The sequence below is a fragment of the Nocardioides sp. AX2bis genome, assembly GCF_902506435.1.
In the GTDB taxonomy this organism is placed as follows: Bacteria; Actinomycetota; Actinomycetes; order Propionibacteriales; family Nocardioidaceae; genus Nocardioides.
The window spans coordinates 2278663-2299828 of the sequence record NZ_LR733215.1 but is presented as its reverse complement, the minus strand read 5'-3'; the positions used below and the strand labels follow the sequence as shown (position 1 = coordinate 2299828).

General features: G+C 74.6%; 21 protein-coding genes, 1 pseudogene and 1 riboswitch. Of the genes and pseudogenes, 15 read left to right on the top strand and 7 right to left on the bottom strand.

The window, feature by feature from the left end; genetic code table 11:
- Window positions 1–42 precede the first annotated feature (42 nt).
- From ald to GV155_RS11000, 3 genes are all read left to right on the top strand, one after another.
- Complete coding sequence (gene ald, locus GV155_RS11010; protein WP_160007921.1) at window positions 43–1158, top strand: alanine dehydrogenase; 1116 nt, start codon at window positions 43–45, stop codon at window positions 1156–1158.
- 91 nt (window positions 1159–1249) lie between these two features.
- The gene (locus GV155_RS11005) at window positions 1250–2164 is read left to right on the top strand and encodes a site-specific tyrosine recombinase XerD (protein WP_160011176.1); all 915 of its coding nucleotides are present in this window, start codon (window positions 1250–1252) and stop codon (window positions 2162–2164) included.
- Complete coding sequence (locus tag GV155_RS11000; RefSeq protein ID WP_160007919.1) at window positions 2161–4758, top strand: DEAD/DEAH box helicase; 2598 nt, start codon at window positions 2161–2163, stop codon at window positions 4756–4758. Before GV155_RS11005 ends, GV155_RS11000 begins: the two co-directional genes overlap by 4 nt.
- 7 nt (window positions 4759–4765) lie before the next feature.
- Here the strand turns inward: GV155_RS11000 and GV155_RS10995 are convergent, their stop codons facing one another.
- Window positions 4766–5851: an alkene reductase gene (locus GV155_RS10995; protein ID WP_160007917.1), complete on the bottom strand. Its 1086-nt coding sequence runs from the start codon at window positions 5849–5851 to the stop codon at window positions 4766–4768.
- A 90-nt stretch (window positions 5852–5941) separates the two neighbouring features.
- Here GV155_RS10995 and GV155_RS10990 point away from each other — a divergent pair, with 90 nt between their 5' ends.
- The 10 genes from GV155_RS10990 (at window position 5942) to GV155_RS10945 (ending at window position 12759) form a co-directional block, all read left to right on the top strand.
- The gene (locus GV155_RS10990) at window positions 5942–6268 is read left to right on the top strand and encodes a GNAT family N-acetyltransferase (RefSeq protein WP_160007915.1); all 327 of its coding nucleotides are present in this window, start codon (window positions 5942–5944) and stop codon (window positions 6266–6268) included.
- 332 nt (window positions 6269–6600) lie between these two features.
- The gene (locus tag GV155_RS10985; RefSeq protein WP_328820799.1) at window positions 6601–7650 is read left to right on the top strand and encodes a ParA family protein; all 1050 of its coding nucleotides are present in this window, start codon (window positions 6601–6603) and stop codon (window positions 7648–7650) included.
- Window positions 7635–8000 (top strand): hypothetical protein, encoded by a 366-nt coding sequence (locus GV155_RS10980; RefSeq protein ID WP_160007913.1) that lies wholly within the window; start codon window positions 7635–7637, stop codon window positions 7998–8000. The genes GV155_RS10985 and GV155_RS10980 overlap by 16 nt, the downstream gene beginning before the upstream one ends.
- Entirely contained in the window at window positions 7997–8845 is an 849-nt protein-coding gene (locus GV155_RS10975; protein WP_160007911.1) for a segregation and condensation protein A, read from the top strand. The genes GV155_RS10980 and GV155_RS10975 overlap by 4 nt, the downstream gene beginning before the upstream one ends.
- Window positions 8835–9503, top strand: coding sequence for an SMC-Scp complex subunit ScpB (scpB, locus tag GV155_RS10970; protein ID WP_160007909.1), 669 nt, complete (start codon window positions 8835–8837; stop codon window positions 9501–9503). Before GV155_RS10975 ends, scpB begins: the two co-directional genes overlap by 11 nt.
- Complete coding sequence (locus GV155_RS10965) at window positions 9500–10276, top strand: pseudouridine synthase (RefSeq protein WP_160007907.1); 777 nt, start codon at window positions 9500–9502, stop codon at window positions 10274–10276. Before scpB ends, GV155_RS10965 begins: the two co-directional genes overlap by 4 nt.
- A 4-nt stretch (window positions 10277–10280) precedes the next feature.
- Entirely contained in the window at window positions 10281–10859 is a 579-nt protein-coding gene (locus tag GV155_RS10960; RefSeq protein ID WP_160007905.1) for a hypothetical protein, read from the top strand.
- A complete protein-coding gene (locus tag GV155_RS10955) occupies window positions 10856–11176 on the top strand; it encodes a biopolymer transporter Tol (RefSeq protein ID WP_160007903.1) in 321 nt (106 codons plus the stop codon). Before GV155_RS10960 ends, GV155_RS10955 begins: the two co-directional genes overlap by 4 nt.
- Before the next feature lie 94 nt (window positions 11177–11270).
- Complete coding sequence (gene aroH / locus GV155_RS10950; protein WP_160007901.1) at window positions 11271–11654, top strand: chorismate mutase; 384 nt, start codon at window positions 11271–11273, stop codon at window positions 11652–11654.
- A complete protein-coding gene (locus GV155_RS10945; RefSeq protein ID WP_160007899.1) occupies window positions 11647–12759 on the top strand; it encodes a prephenate dehydrogenase in 1113 nt (370 codons plus the stop codon). Before aroH ends, GV155_RS10945 begins: the two co-directional genes overlap by 8 nt.
- A gap of 89 nt (window positions 12760–12848) precedes the next feature.
- On the opposite strand, the pseudogene GV155_RS10940 reads toward GV155_RS10945, so the two are convergent.
- The 5 genes and pseudogenes from GV155_RS10940 to GV155_RS10920 all read right to left on the bottom strand — a co-directional run.
- Window positions 12849–13589, bottom strand: a pseudogene (locus GV155_RS10940) (cobyric acid synthase); the annotation flags it as partial.
- The gene (locus GV155_RS10935) at window positions 13589–13948 is read right to left on the bottom strand and encodes a (2Fe-2S) ferredoxin domain-containing protein (protein WP_160007897.1); all 360 of its coding nucleotides are present in this window, start codon (window positions 13946–13948) and stop codon (window positions 13589–13591) included. The pseudogene GV155_RS10940 and the gene GV155_RS10935, both read right to left, overlap by 1 nt.
- Entirely contained in the window at window positions 13945–14748 is an 804-nt protein-coding gene (gene cobF / locus GV155_RS10930) for a precorrin-6A synthase (deacetylating) (RefSeq protein ID WP_160007895.1), read from the bottom strand. The genes GV155_RS10935 and cobF overlap by 4 nt, the downstream gene beginning before the upstream one ends.
- Entirely contained in the window at window positions 14741–18385 is a 3645-nt protein-coding gene (gene cobN / locus GV155_RS10925) for a cobaltochelatase subunit CobN (RefSeq protein WP_160007893.1), read from the bottom strand. The genes cobF and cobN overlap by 8 nt, the downstream gene beginning before the upstream one ends.
- A 43-nt stretch (window positions 18386–18428) precedes the next feature.
- Window positions 18429–18548: riboswitch (cobalamin riboswitch) on the bottom strand.
- A 110-nt stretch (window positions 18549–18658) separates the two neighbouring features.
- Window positions 18659–19120 carry a PTS sugar transporter subunit IIA gene (locus tag GV155_RS10920; protein ID WP_160007891.1) on the bottom strand — a complete coding sequence of 154 codons (462 nt, stop codon included), beginning with the start codon at window positions 19118–19120 and terminating at the stop codon, window positions 18659–18661.
- 141 nt (window positions 19121–19261) lie between these two features.
- On the opposite strand from GV155_RS10920, the gene GV155_RS10915 reads away from it, so the two are divergent.
- Together GV155_RS10915 and GV155_RS10910 are read left to right on the top strand one after the other, a co-directional pair.
- Window positions 19262–20248: an iron-containing redox enzyme family protein gene (locus tag GV155_RS10915; protein ID WP_236554258.1), complete on the top strand. Its 987-nt coding sequence runs from the start codon at window positions 19262–19264 to the stop codon at window positions 20246–20248.
- A complete protein-coding gene (locus tag GV155_RS10910) occupies window positions 20245–20481 on the top strand; it encodes a CDGSH iron-sulfur domain-containing protein (protein ID WP_236554257.1) in 237 nt (78 codons plus the stop codon). Before GV155_RS10915 ends, GV155_RS10910 begins: the two co-directional genes overlap by 4 nt.
- Window positions 20482–20491: 10 nt before the next feature.
- Here the strand turns inward: GV155_RS10910 and GV155_RS10905 are convergent, their stop codons facing one another.
- The gene (locus tag GV155_RS10905; protein WP_160007889.1) at window positions 20492–21118 is read right to left on the bottom strand and encodes a methyltransferase; all 627 of its coding nucleotides are present in this window, start codon (window positions 21116–21118) and stop codon (window positions 20492–20494) included.
- Window positions 21119–21166 lie beyond the last annotated feature (48 nt).

Sequence of the window (21166 nt, the reverse complement as noted above, 5' to 3'; positions counted from 1 at the left end):
TCCACAGCGTGGTGGACCCGGACCTGCGAAGGAGAGAGCACGATGAAGGTCGGCGTCCCGAAGGAAGTCAAGAACCACGAGTACCGCGTGGCCATCACGCCCATCGGCGTGCACGAGCTCGTCGCCCACGGCCACACCGTCCAGGTCCAGCAGGGCGCGGGGGAGGGGTCCTCGATCCCCGACGCCGAGTACGTCGCCGCCGGCGCCACGATGGTGCCCGACGCCGACGAGGTCTGGGGCGCCGCCGACCTGCTGCTGAAGGTCAAGGAGCCGGTCGCCGAGGAGTACCACCGCCTGCGCGAGGGCCTGACCCTCTTCACCTACCTCCACCTCGCCGCCGACCGCCCGCTGACCGAGGAGCTCATGAGCAGCCGGGTGACCGCGCTGGCCTACGAGACCGTCCAGCTGCCATCGGGCTCGTTGCCGCTGCTCTACCCGATGTCCGAGGTCGCCGGCTGCCTGGCACCCCAGGTCGGGGCGCACGCGCTGCTCAAGGCCCAGGGCGGGCGCGGCGTGCTGATGGGTGGCGTCGGCGGCGTCTCCAACGCCAAGGTCGTCGTGATCGGTGCCGGCGTCTCCGGCCAGAACGCCGCGAACATCGCGCTCGGCATGGGCGCCGACGTCACGCTGCTCGACACCGACCTGGACAAGCTGCGGATGTCGTTCTGGCGCTACGACAACCGGGTCCACGGCCTGGCCTCCTCGCAGCTGACGGTGGCCCAGCAGGTGATGCAGGCCGACCTGGTGATCGGTGCGGTGCTGATCCCCGGCGCCAAGGCCCCGACGCTGGTCAGCAACGACCTCGTGGCGCAGATGAAGCCCGGCTCGGTCCTCGTCGACATCGCCGTCGACCAGGGCGGCTGCTTCGAGGACACCCGACCGACCACGCACGACGACCCCACCTTCGCGGTGCACGGCTCGACGTTCTACTGCGTGGCCAACATGCCCGGGGCCGTGCCCAGCACCTCGACCTACGCGCTGACCAACGCGACGCTGCCCTACACCGTGGCGCTGGCCAACAAGGGCTGGGCCGACGCCTCGCGCACCGACCGCAGCCTGGCGCTGGGCCTCAACACCCACGCCGGTGCGCTGACCAACGGACCCGTCGGCGAGGCGTGGGACATCCCCGCCGTCCCGCTCGACGAGGTCCTGGCCTGAGCGAGAGGTGAGCGCCGTCGCCACGGACCCCACCACGGACCCCGCAACTGACCCCGCCACCGGCCCCGTCACCGGACGGGCCGCGGTGGCCGTGCGCACCTACCTCGACCACCTCGCGGTCGAGAAGGGCCTGGCGGCCAACACGCTGAGCTCCTACCGCCGCGACCTGCGGCGCTACCTCGCCCACCTCGAGGCCGTCGGGGTCGGTGACCTCGACGCGGTCACCGAGGCCACCGTCACCGACTTCCTCGCGCGGCTGCGCGAGGGCGACACCGAGCACCCCCCGCTGGCGGCGGCCTCGGCGGCCCGCACGGTCGTCGCGGTCCGCGGGTTCCACCGGTTCGCCCTGGCCGACGGGCTGGCCGCGCACGACCCGGCGGCGGCCGTACGACCCCCGGCGCCGGGCAAGCGCCTGCCGAAGGCGCTGCCGCTGTCGGACGTGGAGGCGATCGTGGAGGCGGCCGGTGCGCCGGGGACGCCGCTGGCGCTGCGGGACCGGGCGCTCCTCGAGCTGCTCTACGGCACCGGCGCCCGGATCTCCGAGGCGGTGGGTCTCGACGTCGACGACGTGCAGGAGGTCGTCGACCTCGCCCCCGGCGAGGGTGCCCTGCTGCTGCGCGGCAAGGGCGGCAAGGAGCGCCTGGTGCCCGTCGGGTCGTACGCCCGCGAGGCGCTGGCGGCCTACCTCGTCCGAGGGCGCCCCGCGCTCGTCGAGCGGGCCGGCCCCGCACTGTTCCTCAACGCCCGGGGCGGGCGGCTCTCGCGCCAGTCCGCCTGGGCGGTGCTGGTCAAGGCGGCCGAACGGGCCGGGGTCACCCGCGAGGTCTCCCCGCACACCCTGCGGCACTCCTTCGCCACCCACCTGCTCGACGGCGGGGCCGACGTCCGCGTGGTCCAGGAGCTGCTCGGACACGCCTCGGTGACCACCACCCAGGTCTACACGCTCGTCACGGTCGACAACCTGCGCGAGGTCTTCGCCACCGCGCACCCCCGGGCCCGCGGATGAGCGCCGACGCCGACGCGGTCCTCGACCAGGTCGTCACCTGGGCCGCCGGGCGGGGGCTCGAGCTCTACCCGCACCAGGAGGAGGCCGTCATCGAGCTGCTCTCGGGCAGCAACGTCGTCCTGGCCACCCCGACCGGCTCCGGCAAGTCCCTGGTCGCCGTCGGGGCGCTGATGGCGGCGATGGCCGACGACCGGGTCGGCTTCTACACCGCCCCGATCAAGGCGCTGGTCAGCGAGAAGTTCTTCGAGCTCTGCGAGGTCTTCGGCGCCGACGACGTCGGGCTGCTGACCGGCGACGCCGCGGTCAACCCCGACGCCCCCATCATCTGCTGCACCGCGGAGGTGCTGGCCAACATCGCGCTGCGCGAGGGGGCCTCGGCCGACGTCGGCCTGGTCGTGATGGACGAGTTCCACTTCTACTCCGAGCCCGAGCGGGGGTGGGCCTGGCAGGTGCCGCTGATCGAGCTGCCCCAGGCCCAGGTGCTGCTGATGTCGGCCACGCTCGGCGACGTCACCGACCTGGCGCTGGACCTCGAACGCCGCAGCGGGCGCCCGACCGCGGTCGTCGACGACGCGGAGCGGCCGGTGCCGCTGACCTTCACCTGGGCCACCACGCACGTGCCCGAGACGCTGGAGGAGCTGGTCGAGACCCACCAGACCCCCGTCTACGTCGTCCACTTCACCCAGGCCGCCGCGGTCGAGCACGCCAGCAACCTGCTGAACGCCTCCTGGCTCACCGCGCGCAGCGACGAGGCCAAGGCGCAGGCCGCCACCCGGGCCGAGCGGCTGGCCGGGTTCCGCTTCGGGGCCGGGTTCGGCAAGACGCTGTCCAAGCTGCTGCGCCGCGGGGTCGGGGTGCACCACGCCGGGATGCTGCCGCGCTACCGCAGGCTGGTCGAGCAGCTGGCCCAGGCCGGGCTGCTCGCCGTCATCTGCGGCACCGACACGCTCGGGGTCGGCATCAACGTGCCGATCCGCACCGTGATGTTCACCGGCCTGGCGAAGTACGACGGACGCCGCCAGCGGGTGCTGCGTACCCGGGAGTTCCTGCAGATCGCCGGGCGGGCCGGACGGGCCGGGTTCGACACCGCCGGCTCCGTGGTCGTCCAGGCGCCCGAGCACGTCATCGACAACGAGAAGGCCAAGGCCAAGGCCGACGCCAAGAACGCCGCGATGAGCGAGGAGAAGCAGGCCAAGCGCAAGAGCAAGGCCCAGCTGCGCAAGCCCCCCGAGGGCGCCGTGGTGTGGTCGGAGCAGACCTTCGAGAAGCTCGTCGCGGGCGTGCCGGAGAAGCTCGTGTCGCGGATGAAGGTCGACAACGCGATGCTCGTCAACGTCCTGTCGCGCGAGGAGGACGCGTTCGTCGTCCTGAGGCGGCTGCTCACCGACAACCACGAGGACCGCCGCAGCCAGCTGCGGCTGTGCCGCCGGGCGCTGCGCCTGGCCCGCAGCCTGGTGGCCTCCGGCGTGCTGACCCGGCTCGACGAGGTCGACGAGCACGGGCGGCGCTACGTGATGACCGTCGACCTGCCGCTGGACTTCGCCCTGAACCAGCCGCTGGCCCACTTCGCGCTCGAGGCGATCGCGATGCTCGACCCCGACGCGGAGCACCACGCCCTCGACGTGGTCTCGGTGGCCGAGGCCGTGCTCGAGGTGCCCCGCCAGATCCTCTTCGCCCAGCAGAACAGGGCCAAGGGCGAGGCGCTGGCCGAGATGAAGGCCGACGGCCTGGAGTACGACGAGCGGATGGCGCTGCTCGACGAGGTCACCTGGCCGCAGCCGCTGCGCGAGGAGCTGGAGGCGGCCTACGAGCTCTACCGGGGCGCCCACCCGTGGCTGCCGGAGGACGCGCTGTCACCCGCGTCGGTGGTGCGCGAGATGTGGGAGCAGGGGATGAGCTTCACCGACGTCGTCGCGCGCTACCAGCTGGCACGCTCCGAGGGCCTGGTGCTGCGCTACCTCACCGACGCCTACCGGTTCCTGCGCCAGACCGTGCCGGAGGCCGCGCGCAGCCCCGAGCTCGAGGACCTCGAGGCATGGCTGGGCGAGACCGTGCGGCAGACCGACTCCTCCCTGCTCGACGAGTGGGAGGCGATGACCGACCCCGACGCGGTCGCCCGCACCGTCACCGACACCACCGGCGCCCGCCCGCCGCGACCGCTGTCGGAGCAGGGTCGCGTCTTCGAGGTGATGGTCCGCAACGCGATGTGGCGCCGGGTCGAGCTGGTGGCCCGCGACGACCTCGACGGCCTGATGACACTGGAGCGGGCGGCCGCCGACCGGCTGGACCCCGCACGGAGCGTGGTGATGACCCGCAGCCGGTGGGACGAGGCGATCGAGGCCTACTTCGCCGAGCACGACGAGGTGCGGACCGACGGAGATGCCCGCGGGCCCGACCTCCTCCGGGTCACGGAGGCGGTCGGGACGCCCGCGGGCGCCGACGAGGACGTGGAGGCCCGTCTGTGGCGGGTGACCCAGACGATCCACGACCCCGCCGACCACCACGACTGGGTCGTGGAGGCTGTGGCGGACCTGGACGCCGGCGACGAGGTGGGCGAGCTGGTGCTCGCCACCACCTCGATGCGCCGGCTGTAGCCCGGTCTCAGGCCGAGCGGGACTCCCCGAGGAACGGGTAGTCGGTGTAGCCCTCGGCGCCGCCGCCGTAGAACGTGTCGCTGTTCGGCTCGTTCAGCTCGGCGCCCTGCTTCCAGCGCTCGGCCAGGTCGGGGTTGGCGATGTACTCGCGGCCCACGGCGACCAGGTCGCCCAGGCCCTCGTCGAGCACGGACTCGACGTCGGCGAGCTGGGTGACGTCGGCGAAGCCCGAGTTCAGGATGGTGGGGCCGCCGAAGCGCTTGTGCAGGTCGCTGACCAGCTGGCTGCGAGGGTCGGCCAGGATGCTGAGGTAGGCGAGCCCGAGGTCGGCGATGCCCTCGACGAGCGAGGTGTAGGTGGCCTCGACGTCGGCCGGGTCCTCCTCGAGGCAGCCCTGGATGTTGTGGGCCGGGGAGATGCGGATGCCGACCTTGTCCGCGCCGATCGCCTCGGCGACCGCGCGGGTGACCTCGACGGTGAGGCGGGCACGGGCCTCGGGCGAGCCGCCGTACCCGTCGGTGCGGGTGTTGCTGCTCGGGGCGAGGAACTGGTGCAGCAGGTAGCCGTTGGCCGAGTGGACCTCGACGCCGTCCAGGCCGGCCTCGACCGCGCAGCGCGCGGCGTGCACGAACTCCTCGACGATGCCGGGGATCTCGTCGGTCTCCAGGGCGCGGGGCTCCACGTGGGGGACGCGTCCCTCGGCGGTGACCATCTCGCCCGGCGCGGTGAGCGCGCTGGGGGCGACGGTCTCCAGGCCCTGCTTGTTGTCCGGGTGCGCGATCCGGCCGACGTGCATGAGCTGCACGACGATCTTCCCGCCGCCGTCGTGGACGGCCTGGCCGACCTTGCGCCAGCCCTCGACCTGCTCGGGGGAGTGGATGCCGGGGGTGTTCAGGTAGCCCTGGCCGGTGGCGCTGGGCTGGGTGCCCTCGCTGATGATCAGGCCGGCCCCGGCCCGCTGGCCGTAGTAGGTGACCGCCAGGTCGGTGGGGGCCATGGCCTCGCCGGCGCGGTTGCGGGTCAGCGGCGCCATCACGAAGCGCTGCGGGAGGGTCCAGGACCCCACGGAGATGGGCTCGAACGCACGGGACACGGAATGTCCTTTCGTCGGGGGAATGGGTGAAAGTACGACCACCTCAGCGCTCACCCCCGGCGTCTGATTCCCGCCCGTAGGGTGAGGAACATGACGCAGCAGCCCACCGACGGTGCCGGACAGCCCACCACGGACGCCTTCGAGGTGCGCCACACGCCCGAGGACAACCGGTACGAGGTGTGGGCCGCCGGCGAGCGGGCCGGCTTCGCCGCCTACGTGGTCGACGGGGACCGGATCACCTTCACCCACACCGAGGTCGCCGACCGCTTCGAGGGCCAGGGCGTCGGCTCGGTGCTGGTGCGCGGCGCGCTCGACGACGTCCGCCGCGGCGGACGGTTCGGCGTGGTCGCCGAGTGCCCGTTCGTCGCCGAGTGGCTCGCGCGGCACCCCGACCAGCAGGACGTCCTCCCCGACTGACCGCCGACTGGCCGCCGGCTGACCGTGACACGCCGGGGCGGCGGGGGCCGGGCCGCGAAGTCCCCGGTCGGCCGGGGACTTCCGAACTTGTCGGCCTTTGCAAAGGCCGACAAGCTCGAAACTTGCCCGTCAAGTCCGGGTGCACGAACCACATCCGCACCACCGGCACCACGCGTCACACGGGCGCGCACCGCGGCCCCGAGTCCCCGCTCCCCGCATGGCGCCGACAGGTCGCCGACACGCGGCGCGCCTGCGCAATGTCGCCGTGTCGACAAACGATGCTGTCGGGGTACGGCCCACGTGGGCGGCACGAGACGACAGGGGTGCGGCAGATGACCGACGCAGGAACCTTCCCGGGCGGTGGCTGGCAGAGCGGTGCGGCTGCGGGCGAGATGCCCCCGATGGTGCGCACCCCGGCACCGCCGCGCGCACCGCAGGCGCCCGTGGGCACCAGCGAGCCGCTGCCCTTCGAGCGCCCGGCCCGCCCCGAGGCGGCCGAGCCTGCCGAGCCGGCCGCCCCCGCCGAGGCGGCGCACGAGGTCGAGATCGGCCCCACCGGCCGGCCGATGCCGTTCCTGCCCGAGCCCGGGCCCGTCGCCGAGGGCGGCCGGGCGCGCGTGATCTCGATGTGCAACCAGAAGGGCGGGGTGGGCAAGACCACCACGACCATCAACCTGGGCGCCTCGCTGGCCGAGTACGGCCGCCGCGTGCTGCTGGTCGACTTCGACCCCCAGGGCTCGCTGTCGGTCGGCCTCGGGCTGAACCCCCAGGGCATGGACCTCACGATCTACAACCTGCTGATGCAGTCCGACGTGACCCTCGAGGAGGTCGTGGTCCCCTCCGGCGTGCCCGGCATGGACCTGCTGCCCTCCAACATCGACCTGTCGGCCGCCGAGGTGCAGCTGGTCCACGAGGTCGGCCGCGAGCAGACGCTGCAGCGCGTGCTCGGCCCGGCGATGGAGGCCTACGACGTCATCCTCATCGACTGCCAGCCCTCGCTCGGCCTGCTGACGGTCAACGCGCTCACCGCCTCCGACGGCGTGATCGTGCCGCTCGAGTGCGAGTACTTCGCGCTGCGCGGCGTGGCGCTGCTCAAGACCACCATCGACAAGGTCCGCGAGCGGCTCAACCCCAAGCTGTCCATCGACGGCGTGCTCGGCACGATGTACGACGGCCGCACCCTGCACGGCCGCGAGGTCATGGAGCGCCTGGTCCAGGCCTGGGGCGACACCGTCTTCCACACCGTCATCCGCCGCACGGTGAAGTTCTCCGACTCCACCGTGGCCGGCGAGCCGATCACCTCCTACGCCTCGTCCTCCCCGGGCGCGGCGGCCTACCGCCAGCTGGCCAAGGAGGTGCTGGTCCGGTGCCACGACGCGTGAGCCTGCCCTCGGCCGACGACCTCTTCCGCCCGACCGAGGAGGCCGCCGAGGGCGCGCCGAAGGGGTCCGGCAAGCCACGGTCCGTGCGCGCCGTCCCCGACGACGCCACCGAGACCGCCCCCGCCCAGCGGCGCCCCAGCGGCCGGGTCCGTCACGACGAGAAGATGACCGTCTACGTCACCGCCGAGGAGCTGCTCAGCATCGAGCACACCCGGCTGACCCTGCGCGCCAGCCACGGCCTGGCCGTCGACCGCGGCCGGCTGGTGCGCGAGGCGCTGGCGCTCGTGCTGGCCGAGTACGACGCGAACGGTGCCGACAGCGCGCTGGTGCGACGGCTCGCCGAGGGATGAGCGAGCAGCCGGACCCCACCCCGGCGTTCGCGGTGCACCTCGACAACTTCGAGGGCCCCTTCGACCTGCTGCTGAGCCTGATCTCGAAGCACAAGCTCGACATCACCGAGGTCTCGCTCTCCCGGGTCACCGACGAGTTCATCGCCCACGTCAAGGCCGGCGGCACGGTCTGGGACCTCGAGCAGACCACGTCGTTCCTGCTGGTCGCCGCCACCCTGCTCGACCTCAAGGCCGCCCGGCTGCTGCCGCAGGCCGAGGTCGAGGACGAGGAGGACCTGGCGCTGCTCGAGGCCCGCGACCTGCTCTTCGCGCGGCTGATGCAGTACCGGGCGTTCAAGCTCGTCGCGGCCCGGATGGGGGAGCGCCTCGCCGGTGAGTCGCGGCGCCACCCGCGCGCCGTCGGGCTCGAGGACCGGTACGCCTCCCTGCTGCCCGAGGTGCTGATCGGCATCGGCCTGGAGCAGTTCGCCGCGCTGGCGGCGCGGGCGCTGGCTCCCAAGCCGGTCGTCGAGGTCTCGCTCGACCACATCCACACCAGCACCGTCAGCGTCCGCGAGCAGGGCGCGCTCGTGGTCTCCCGGCTCCGGGCGCAGGGCACGCTGACCTTCCGCACGCTCTGCGGCGACTCCCCGGACACCCTCACCACGGTGGCCCGCTTCCTGTCGCTGCTGGAGCTCTTCCGCGAGGGTGTGGTCGTCTTCGAGCAGGCCAGCGCGCTGGCCGAGCTCAGCATCCGGTGGACGGGCGCCGAGGACGCCGAGGTCGAGATCACCGACGAGTTCGACGGCGCCCCGCCGGAGGCGGACCCGCCGGCCCCGCGAGAGGATGGCCCCGATGGACACTGACGCCCCCCGTACCGACGACCCGGCGCTCGACGTCCCCGTCGCCGCGCTGCGACCCGCGCTCGAGGCGATGCTGATGATCGCCGACCAGCCGCTCGACGAGCCCACGCTCGCCGCTGCTGTCGGCCACCCCGCCGACGACGTGGCCGGGGCCCTGGTCGACCTCGCCGCCGAGTACGACGAGCAGGGCCGCGGCTTCGAGCTGCGCAACGTCGCCGGCGGCTGGCGCTACTACACCCGCGACGAGTACGCCCCCGTCGTCGAGGCCTACGTCCTCGAGGGACAGCAGGCGAGGCTGACCCAGGCGGCGCTGGAGACCCTCGCCGTGGTGGCCTACCGCCAGCCGATCGCGCGGGCCCGCGTCTCGGCGATCCGCGGGGTCAACGTCGACGGCGTGATGCGCACCCTGCTGACCCGCGGCCTGGTCGAGGAGGCCGGCGCCGACCACGAGTCGGGGGCCACCCTGTTCCGCACCACCGGCTACTTCCTCGAGCGGATCGGGGTCACCGGCCTCGACGACCTGCCCGACCTGGCGCCCTACCTGCCCGACATGGCCGACATGGAGGACGAGCTTGCCGGCCTCACCGGCCGCGCGCCGGACCCGGTCGGCCCGGCCTCCACCCCCGACCTGCCCCCCGACGCCTCCCAGGAGAACCCATGAGCGACCTGCCCGAGGGCGTGCCCGTCGACGAGGACGGCCGGGTGCGCCTGCAGAAGCTGCTGGCCGCCTCCGGGGTCGCCTCGCGCCGCAAGTGCGAGGAGCTGATGCTGGGGGGCGAGGTCGTCGTCGACGGCGAGGTGGTCACCCGCCTCGGCACGAAGGTCGACCCGACCACCGCAGTGATCCGGGTCTCGGGGCGCCGGCTGCCGCCGGTCTCCCCGCACGTCTACCTCGTGCTGAACAAGCCGACCGGCGTCGTCTCGACGATGTCGGACCCGCAGGGCCGACGCACCCTCTCGGACCTCGTCGAGGACCGCCCGGAGCGGCTCTTCCACGTCGGACGCCTCGACACCGACACCTCCGGGCTGCTGCTGCTGACCAACGACGGCGACTTCGCCCAGCGGATGGCACACCCGTCCTACGAGGTCGACAAGACCTACGTCGCCGAGGTCGAGGGCGAGGTCCACATCCGTACGGTCCGTCAGCTGATCGCCGGGGTGGAGCTGGACGACGGCCCGGTCACCGTCAGCGCCGCGCGCGTGGTCGGTGGCGACCCCCGGCACGACTCCCAGGGCAAGTCCATCGTCGAGCTGACCATCCACGAGGGCCGCAACCGGATCGTGCGCCGCCTGCTCGACCACGTGGGGCACCCCGTACGCCGCCTCACCCGCACCGCGATCGGGCCCGTACGCCTGGGCAAGCAGCCGGTCGGCGCCCTGCGTGACCTCACGCACGACGAGCTCGGCGCGCTGCTCGACCGCGCGGAGATGTGACCACGTGGACCGCGCGTCGCGGGTGCTCGCCGGCCTGATCGTCCTCGTGCTGGTCGCGGGCGCGGGCTACGTCGCCTGGACGACCTACGCGGTCGGCCGGGTCGAGGTCGCCGTCGGCGCTCCCCGCTGCGAGGGCACCGCGATCACGCCGCGCGGGGTCGTCGAGGCCCGCCCGGGGATGGACTGCCGGGTGCGGGTGACGATCCGGAACCGAGGGCCCGTCGACGTGCAGGTCGGGCAGGTGCGTCTGACGTCCTTCGGTCGCGAGGGAGGCGCCGTCGTCCGGGCCGACGACACGGCGCAGGTCGACGGCACGGAGGTCGCGGTCGACGGGTTCGACCGCGACGAGAGCGACGCGTCGGTGCCGCTCGACCGGCCCCTGGCGGCCGGCGGGGAGCTCATGGTCGAGGTGGACGTCGTCTGGCGGGAGTCGGGCTGCAACGGGGGCCCCTCGGGGGGCCTGCTGACCATCAGGGAGCTGGTCGACGTCCCCACCACGTACCTCGGCCGGGACCGCACGGTCTCGGCCGGCCGGTTCGCACTCACGCAGGCCGCCCCGGCCCGGGGGTGTCGGGCGCGGTGACCGAGCCCGAGGACCTCGACGAGGTCGAGCAGGAGCGCTGGCTGGTCGTCGACGGACGACGGTGGCGGCGCCAGGACCCGGCGCTGCCCGAGGACGTCGCCGCGCGCCTGAAGTCCCACCTCGGCCGGGGCCGCAGCGGGACCGGGGCCGCCCGCAAGCGGGGGGACGACGAGGCCGTCGCCGCGGCCCGTCACCGCACCGGCCTGGCCAAGCACGGCCTGGGGGAGCGAGGCGACCCGTGGTGGGAGCAGTCCGACGACGAGCGGCGCGAGCGCTGGGAGCAGGCGCTGAGCGAGCTGGACGCGCTGGACGACTGACGGGTCCGGCCGCGCGCCTGAGACACCCGCCACCCCCGACCCCTGCCCTCGCTAGCCTGTGACCCGTCCAGAGGTGGCGAGCGGAGGAGGCACGGTGTCGGTCAGGGCGGTCCGAGGGGCCACGCAGCTCGAGGAGGACGTGCGCGAGCACATGCTCGAGCGGGTCGAGGAGATGGTGCGCGACGTGATGGCCTCCAACGGCCTCGAGGTCGACGACTTCATCTCGATCATCTTCACCGCCACCTCCGACCTGGTCAGCGAGTTCCCGGCCTACGCCGCCCGCCAGCTGGGCTTCTCCGACGTGCCGCTGCTGTGCGCGCGGGAGCTCGAGATCGAGCGGTCGATGCCGCGGGTGGTGCGGATGATGGCGCACGTCGAGACCGACCTGCCCCGCGCCGACCTGACCCACGTCTACCTGCACGGCGCCGCGGCCCTGCGCCGTGACCTCAGCCGGGTGCGCTCCGTCCCCGATGAGTGAGGACGGCGGCGCCGGCACGCGTACGCCGGTGGTCGCCGGGGTGCCCGGGCCCGTCGAGGTCGTCGGCGTCGGCCTGCTGGGCGCCTCGATCGGCCTGGCCTGCCGCCGGGCGGGGCTCGAGGTGCTGCTGCGCGACGTCAACGACGACCACGTCCGCACCGCGTCGGGCCTCGGGGCGGGCCGCGCGGTCCGGCCCGGGGACGTGCCTGCCCTGGTGGTCGTGGCGGTGCCTCCGGACCACCTCGCCGTCGAGGTCGGACGGGCGCTGGACCGGGTCCGCGACGTCCCGGGCGCGGTGGTGACCGACGTCGGCAGCGTGAAGTCCGGCCCGCTGCACGCGCTCGCCGCCCACCCCGGGCTCGCCCGGTACGTCGGCGGCCACCCGATGGCCGGCAGCGAGCGCTCCGGCCCGCTGGCCGCGACCGCGGTCCTCTTCGACGGCCGCCCGTGGGCGGTCGCGCCGCACCCGGCCTCGGCGCCGGACGCGACCGCGGTGGTCGAGGCGCTCGCGCTGCTCTGCGGCGGGGTCCCGGTGCGGCTGACGCCCGAGGAGCACGACCAGGCCGTCGCCCGCACCTCCCACGTGCCGCACCTGCTGGCCTCCGTCGTGGCGGCCCGGCTGGCCGAGGCCCCGGGCTCCCACCTGGCGCTCTCGGGCCAGGGCGTGCGTGACGTGACCCGCGTCGCCGCCGGCGACCCGGTGCTGTACGGCCAGATCGTGAGCGCCAACGCCGACGCGGTGGTGGCGCTGCTGGGCGAGGTGCGCGCCGACCTGGACCGGGTGATCGCGGCCGTGGCCGGGGCCGACCGGCCCGGGCTGGAGGAGGTCCTGGGCCGCGGGGCCGCCGGCACCCGCGCCATCCCCGGCAAGCACGGCGGCCCGGCCCGCCCGGTGCGCACCGTGCACGTCTCCGTGCCCGACCACCCCGGCGAGCTGGCCCGGCTCTTCGCCGACGCGGGCCGCAGCGGGGTCAACATCGAGGACGTCCGCATCGACCACGACCCCGGCCGCCCGGTCGGCCTGGTCGAGCTGGTCGTCGAGGAGGTCGGGGCCGAGCACCTGCGCGAGTCGCTCGAATCGAGGGGTTGGCTCACGCACCGGTAGGCTGACCTGCCGTGAGCAGCACCCCCCGACCCGCCGCCGCCCCCGCCGACCAGGCAGGGACCCCCCGACCCTGCAGCACCCGCACCCGCCCGGCGCCCCTCCAGGTCCAGCGCGTCCTCGCTGTCCAGCCACACGTCCGGGCGCCAGGGCAGCACCCCGAGCACCGGCCGCCCGGTCAGCGCGTGCAGCTGGTCGAGGCCCGGCGCCAGCAGCGCCCGGTCTCCGCGGAACTTGTTGACCACCCACCCGGCGACCAGCGCCTGGTCGGCCGGCTCGAGCAGGGCCAGCGTCCCGAGCATCGCCGCGAATACCCCGCCCCGGTCGATGTCGCCGACCACGACGGTGGCCATCCCCGCGTGCCGGGCGAGACCGAGGTTGACGTAGTCACCGGCGCGCAGGTTGATCTCGGCCGGGCTCCCCGCCCCCTCCGCCACCACCACGTCGTGGCGTGCGGCGAGGTCGTCGTACGCCGCGTGCGCCGCGCGCGCCAGGTGCGCGCGGCCGTGCTCCCAGTCGGCCGAGGAGACCGACCCGGCCGGTTGTCCCATCACCACGACGTGGCTGCGCCGCTCCGAGCCCGGCTTGAGCAGGACCGGGTTGTGCGCGGGCTCCGGCTCGACCCGCGCGGCCAGGGCCTGCACCCACTGCGCCCGGCCGATCTCGGCGGCCGTGCCGTCGGCAGCGGTGCAGACCATGGAGTTGTTCGACATGTTCTGGGCCTTGTACGGCGCCACCAGCACCCCGCGCCTGGCCAGCGCGCGGCACAGCCCGGTGGTGACCACCGACTTGCCGGCGTCCGAGGTGGTGCCGGCGACCAGGATCCCGGCCATCAGCCGCGCCCCGGGACGAACGGCGCGAACCGGTGCGCGGCGAGGTCCTCGGGCAGCTCGCCGCCCTGCTCGGCCCACCCCGCCACCCGCCAGGTCAGGTCCTCGTCGTGCACGTCGCCGAGCCAGGTGTCGACCGGGCGGCGCCCGCGGGTGAAGTCGCGGACGAGCACCACGTTGCTGCGGTCGCACTGCCCGAGGCAGTCGACGACGCGGACCCGTACCCGCTCGCCGCGGCCCGTGACCCCGGCGCAGGCCAGCAGTGCCTCCTGCTGGGCGCGGTGGTCGGTCGCCGGGTGCTTGCCGGGGTCGCCGCAGCAGCAGTCGCGGCAGAGCATCACGTCGCGGTCCGGCCGCGTCACCCTGCTGCCTGCTCGTCCGGTGCCCGCAGCAGGTAGAGGTCCAGCACCCAGCCGGCCTCCTCCTTGGCCCGTGCCCGCGCGGCCTCGATCGTGGGCAGGACGTCGCCGACCCGTCCGGCCACCAGGGCCTCACCGACCCCGCCGAGGTTGGCACCCCACCAGATCGACCAGTCCTCCAGCCCGTCCAGCTCGAGGCGCCGGTTGAGCATCACCACCAGGTTGCGCTGGCCCTGGGCCAGCGCCTCGGGCAGCCGCCGCGCGGTGGTCACGTGCAGCGGGTGGCCGACGTCGTGCAGGACCACGCGGTGCCGCGCGGCGAGCAGCGGCAGGCTGCCGATCCCGGGCACGACCTCCACCTCCAGGGGCACCCGTTCGCCGACCGCGTCGAGCAGCCGCAGGGTCGAGTCGTAGAGCCCGGGGTCGCCCCACACCAGGAGGCCGAGCACGCCGGCGTGGTCGGCCAGCACCCGCTCGTACGCCCCCACCCGGGCGCGGTGCCAGGCCTCCACGGCCGCGGCGTAGTCGACGTCCTCGTGCCGATCCCGCGGCGGGTCGGGCACGACGACCAGGTCGAGGCCCTGCTGGACGCATACCTCCCGCCGGACCGCGAGCAGCGGGTCCTCGGACCCGTCCTCGCCGTCCTTGGCGAAGGCCAGCACGACGTCGACCCGGGCCAGGGCTGCGACCGCCTCGGGCGTGACGTGCTGGGGCCCCATCCCGATCCCGACCACGACGACCCGCCGGGGCCTCGGGACGCTCGCCGGCGCCCGCTCCTCGACCACCGGGGCCGGGTCAGCCATCGTGGCGGTCCTCGAGGTCGCCCTCGAGGTCGAGGTAGACCGCCTGCATCCGGGCCAGCAGGTCCGGGTCCGGCTCCTCCCACAGCCCGCGGTCCACGGCCTCGTGCAGCTTCTCCACGATCCCGCGCAGCGCCCACGGGTTCGAGCGGCGCATGAACTCCTGGTTGGTCTCGTCCAGGACGTACTCCTGGGCGAGCGTGGCGTACATCCAGTCGTGCACGACGCCGGTGGTGGCGTCGAAGCCGAACAGGTAGTCGACCGTGGCGGCGAGCTCGAAGGCGCCCTTGTAGCCGTGGCGCTGCATCGCCCCGATCCACTTCGGGTTGACCACCCGGGCCCGGAAGACGCGGTTGGTCTCCTCCTGGAGCGTGCGGGTGCGGACCTGGTCCGGCGAGGTCGAGTCCCCGACGTACGCCGCCGGCTCCGCACCGGTCAGCGCGCGCACGGTGGCCACCATCCCGCCGTGGTATTGGTAGTAGTCGTCGCTGTCGGCGATGTCGTGCTCGCGAGTGTCGATGTTCTTCGCGGCCACCGCCATCCGGCGGTAGCTGGTCCGCATGTCGTCGGCGGCCGGCGCCCCGTCGAGGCCGCGGCCGTAGGCGAACCCGCCCCACGCCGTGTAGACCTCGGCCAGGTCGGCGTCGTCGCGCCACGACCCGGACTCCAGCAGCTGCAGGATGCCCGCGCCGTACGACCCCGGCTTGGAGCCGAAGATCCGCGTCGTGGCCCGGCGGTGGTCGCCGTGCTCGGCGAGGTCGTCGAGCACGTGGGCGCGCACGAAGTTCTCCGTGAGCGGCTCCTCGAGGTCGGCGACCATCCGGACGGCGTCGTCGAGCATGGCCACGACGTGCGGGAAGGCGTCGCGGAAGAACCCGGAGATCCGGATCGTGACGTCGATCCGCGGCCGGCCGAGGTCCTCGAGCGGCACCACGGTGAGGTCCGAGACCCGGCGCGACGCCTCGTCCCAGGTCGGCAGCACCCCGAGCAGCGCGAGCACCTCGGCGACGTCGTCGCCCGAGGTCCGCATGGCCGAGGTGCCCCAGACCGAGAGGCCGACGGACTCGGGGTACGTGCCGTGGTCCTCGACGTAGCGCGCGACCAGCGACTCGGCCATCGCCGACCCGGTCTGCCAGGACAGCCGGGACGGCACCGCACGCGGGTCGACGGTGTAGAAGTTGCGACCGGTCGGCAGCACGTTGACCAGCCCGCGCAGCGGCGAGCCGGACGGCCCCGCGGGGACGAACCCCCCATCGAGGGCGTGCAGCACCGCGTCGAGCTCGTCGGTGGTGCGGCCCAGCCGCGGCACGACCTGCTCGGCGGCGAAGGCCAGCACCCGCTGCACCTCCGGGTCGTCGTGCGCGCCGGCGGCCGCGGCGGGGTCCCAGCCGGCGGCCTCCATGTGCTCGACCAGCGCCCGGGCGCGGGCCTCGACCTCGTCGACCGAGGTGGTGGCCTCGGCGCCCTCCTTGAGCCCGAGCGCGGCGCGTAGCCCGGGCACGGCGGCGGTCTGCCCGCCCCAGACCTGGGCGGCGCGCAGGATCGCCAGCACCAGGTCGACCCGCCCCGCGCCGGCCGGGGCCTGCCCGAGCACGTGCAGCCCGTCGCGGATCTGGGCGTCCTTGATCTCGCAGAGCCAGCCGTCGACGTGGAGCAGGAAGTCGTCGAACTCCTGGTCGTCGGGGCGCTCGTCCAGGCCGAGGTCGCGGTGCATCTCGGCGGCCTTCATCAGCTGCCAGATCTCCCCGCGCACCGCCGGCAGCTTGGCCGGGTCCATCGCGGCGATGTTGGCGTGCTCGTCGAGCAGCTGCTCGAGGCGGGCGATGTCGCCGTAGGTCTCCGCCCGCGCCATCGGCGGGATCAGGTGGTCCACGATCGTGGCGTGCGCGCGCCGCTTGGCCTGGGCGCCCTCGCCCGGGTCGTTGACCAGGAACGGGTAGACCAGTGGCAGGTCGCCGATCGCGGCGTCGGTCGCGCAGGACGCCGAGAGAGCCGCGTTCTTGCCCGGCAGCCACTCCATCGACCCGTGCTTGCCGAGGTGCACCACCGCGTGGGCGCCGAAGCCGCCGTCGTCGGGCACCGCGGCCAGCCAGCGGTAGGCCGCCAGGTAGTGGTGGGAGGGCGCCATGGCGGGGTCGTGGTAGATCGCGACCGGGTTCTCCCCGAAGCCGCGCGGTGGCTGGATCAGCAGCACGACGTTGCCCGCGGAGATCGTGGCCAGCACGATCTCGCCCTCGCCGCGCCCGTCGGCGGGGGGTGCGACGAACAGCGAGCCGGGCGCCTCGCCCCACGTCGCCACCACGTCGCCCATCAGGTCGTCCGGCACGTCGGCGGTCCACCGGCGGTAGGCCGCGGCCGGGATCCGGACGTGCGCCTCGCCCAGCTGGGCACTGGTCAGCCACTCCTCGTCCTGCCCGCCGGCGTCGATCAGCGCGTGGATCAGCGCGTCCCCGGCCTCGGTGTCGTCGGACAGGTCCAGGCCGGGGACGTCGCCGGGCGCGCCCAGGTCGTAGCCGGCCTCCCGCATCCGGCGCAGCAGCCGGATCGTGCTGACCGGGGTGTCCAGGCCGACCGCGTTGCCGACGCGGGAGTGCTTGGTGGGGTAGGCCGAGAGCATCAGCGCGACCTTGCGCTCGGCCGGGGGCGTACGCCGCAGCCGTGCGTGGTTGACCGCGATTCGCGCGACCCGGCCGCACCGCTCGGCATCGGCGACGTACTGCGGCAGGCCGTCCTCGTCGACCTCCTTGAAGGAGAACGGGGCGGTGATGATCCGCCCGTCGAACTCCGGGATCGCGATCTGGGTGGCGGAGTCGAGCGGCGTGACGCCCTCGTCGCTGGCCGCCCACTCGGCGCGGCTCGAGGTCAGGCACAGGCCCTGGAGGACGGGGATGTCGAGGGCGCGCATCCGCTCGACGTCCCAGGCCTCGTCGTCGCCGCCCGCGCTCGCGCCGGCCGGCGCGCTGCCGCCGGCGGCGAGGACGGTGACGACCAGGGCGTCGAGCGAGCCGAGGGCGTCGTACAACGCGTCGGGCGCGGAGCGCAGGGAGCCCGCGAAGACCGGGACGCCGACCGCCTCGCCGGTGGCGTCGACGGCGTCGGCCAGGGCGTGGGCGAAGCCGGCGTTGCCGCTGGCCTCGTGGGCGCGGTAGTAGAGGATGCCGACCCGCGGCAGGTCGGTCGCAGCAGCGGGCCGCGCGGGCATCCCCCACAGGGGCACCTCGACCGGCGGCTCGAACCCCTCCCCGGTGAGCAGCACGGTGTCGGAGAGGAACGCGTGCAGCTGCGCCAGGTTGGCCGGCCCGCCCTCGGAGAGGTAGCGGTGGGCCTGCGCCGCGACGCCCATCGGCACCGACGAGAGCTCCATCAGCGCCGCGTCCGGCTGCTGCTCGCCGCCGAGGACGACCATCGGCATCCCGGTCGCGCGGATCCGTGCGAAGCCGGAGCACAGGTCGTCGGGCGAACCGAGGATCCGGCCGACGACCAGGTCGCAGCCCTCGATCGTGGCGGCCATCGACTGGTGCCCGGGGCGGCTCGGGTTGGCCCACACCCAGTCGGTGCGCGAGGCCCGCGCCGAGCGCAGGTCGGTGTCGGAGGTGGAGAGCAGCGCGATGCGCGCGGGACGGTCGACGGGTCGACTCACGGTGGCTCCTCGGGGTTCTCGCCCCTGGTCGGCGGAGTCCCGTGGCCAGTGTCTGGCTGTGCCCGTCCGGTCCTCGTCGGAGGGCCGGGCCGGGCGTCACAGTGGCGGAACCGCCCCGGAGTCGCACCGGGTTCCTGATTCCACGAGACGTGTGCGGCTCACCCTAGGCGATGCGGGCGAGGGCGGGGCGCCGCGAGCGTCACCTCGACCGTCCGCGAGCGTCATCTCGGCTGTCCGCGAGCGTCATCTGGGCTGGCCGCGCGCGTCACCTGGTCAGAGCTTGCCGACCCCGCGCTGGACCATCGCGGCGGCCTCGCGGGCCGAGCCGGCGTCGCGCAGGTCGCGGGGCAGCCGGGCGACCACGGAGCGGGTCAGCGCCGCGAGCAGCTTGAGGTACCCGTCGCTGTCGCCGGCCGGCGTGAACAGGCCGAGCACGACGTCGACCGGGCCGGCGCCCGCGGACCACGCCACCGGCTCGCTCAGGCGCAGCACCGCCACGGTGGGCACGTCGACCCCGGCGGTGCGAGCGTGCGGGATGGCCACGCCGCCCGGGATCACGGTCGAGCCGATCGCCTCGCGGGCCATCAGGTCGGTCCGGCAGGCGTCCGCGTCCCGCAGGCGGCCGGCGCCCTCGAGCAGCCCCAGCAGGGCGTCGACCACGGTCGACTGGTCGGTCGCCTCGCAGTGGAGGTCCACCAGGTCGGGCGTGGTCACCGGCTGCTGCTCGTCAGTCACGGGCCCAGTCTCTCAGGATCCCGGGCCGGGTGCGCGCACCCGGGCAGATCAACCCCTGCGGAGGGTCCCGCCGCCGGGTCGGGGCCCCACGATGGAAGCGATGCCCCACACCTCCCGCACCACCCGACCCGGAGCGCGCTGATGCTCCTGCCCCCCGCCCGCGGACCGATGGGCACCGCGCTGCACGCGCTGCTGCTCACCCCGGCGCCCGCGCACGCCGACGCCACCCTGCCGGCCGGGCTGGCCTCCGCCCTGGACCCGGCGGCGGCCGACCCCGAGGACGCGGCACAGTGCCTGTGGGTCCTGCACGAGCTGCACTACCGCGGCTTCGCCGAGGTCGACGACGCCTGGGAGTGGTCGCCGCAGCTGATGCCGCTGCGCCGCGCCCTGGAGCAGGACCTCGAGCGGCGCCTGCGCGACCGCTTCGAGGCCGGGTGGGAGCCGGTCGACCCGGCCGACGACGTCACGGCCCTGGTCCAGCGGATCATCGAGGCCGACGACGCGCCGTCGCTGGCCCGCCACCTGCAGCGTCGCGGCACGCGCGAGGAGGCCCTGGCCCTGCTGCGGCAGCGCTCGCTCTACCACCTCAAGGAGGCCGACCCCACGAGCTGGGTGGTCCCCCGGCTGACCGCGCGGCCGAAGGCGGCGCTGGTCGAGGTGCAGTCCGACGAGTACGGCGCCGGCGACCCCGAGCGGCTGCACCACCGGATCTTCGAGCGGGGCATGACCGCTGCCGGGCTCGAGGCGGAGTACGGCCACTACGTCGCCGAGGCGACGCTGCCGATCCTCGAGCAGAACAACGCGGTGAGCATGTTCGGCCTGCACCGGCGCCTGCGCGGGGCGGCGGTCGGCCACTTCGCCGCCTTCGAGGCCACCAGCTCGGTGCCCTCGCGCCAGCTCGCGCAGGGCCTGCGCCGGCTCGAGGTCGGCGAGGACATGGCGGGCTACTACGACGAGCACGTCGAGGCCGACGCCGTGCACGAGCACCTGGCCCTCGTCGGGGTGTGCGGGGCGCTGGTCGACGAGGAGCCGGGGCTGCTGGCCGACGTCGCGCTGGGTGCCTGGACCTGCCTGGACCTCGAGGCCCGCACCGCGCTCGACCTGCTCACCCGGTGGGGCGCCGCGTGACCCGCGCCGACGCCGAGCCGACCGCGCGGGTCGTGGAGGGCGACCCCGTACGCCTCCCCTGCGCCGGCGGGCCGCTGCTGCTGCGCGGCGCCGCCGTGGTGGAGACCAGCGACGGGGTGCGGCACGCGACCACCCGCCCGGTCAGCGCGCTCTGCCGCTGCGGGCGCTCGGCGATCGCGCCCTGGTGCGACGCCACGCACAAGCTGCTGCCGGCGGCCGACCGCCCGGTCTGAGCCGGCCCGGTCAGGCGGGAGCCAGGAGCAGGACCAGGCCGCGCTCGCCGTGGCGCCGGCCCCGCTCGACCCACCCCGCCGAGGCGGCCAGGTCGTCGGCCTGCGCGTCGTCACCGAGCTGCACCAGCAGCAGCCCGCCCGGCCGCAGGTGGCCGCCGGCGACCTCGAGGCAGAGCCGGGCCACGGCCAGGCCGTCCGCGCCGCCGTCGATGGCCAGCAGCGGGTCCTCCGGGAAGCGGCCGACCTCGGCGGTGGTGACCCAGGGCGGGTCGGCGATCACCAGCGCGTACGCCTCCCCGGCCGCGACCGCCGTGCGCATGTCACCGGCGCGCACCTCGACCCGCTCGGCGACCCCGGCCCGGACCGCGTTGCGGGCCGCGAGCTCGCAGGCCGAGGAGTCGGCGTCGACGGCGACCAGGCGCCGCCCCGACAGCACCGCGGCCAGCAGGCCGATCTGGCCGGCGCCGGTGCAGAGCTCCAGGAACGGCCCGGCCGGCAGGTCGTGGGCGAGCTCCGCGGCCCACTCGGACTGCAGGCGGGTCCACGGGCGGGGTCGGAGCACCCGGTCGTCGTGCTCGACGTGGATCACCCCGAACTCCATCACCGAGGTCTCGTCGGACTGGTGCGGGGTGCTCATCCGCCCACCCTGCCCGACCGCGCCGCCCGCGGCTACCCGACCGGGACC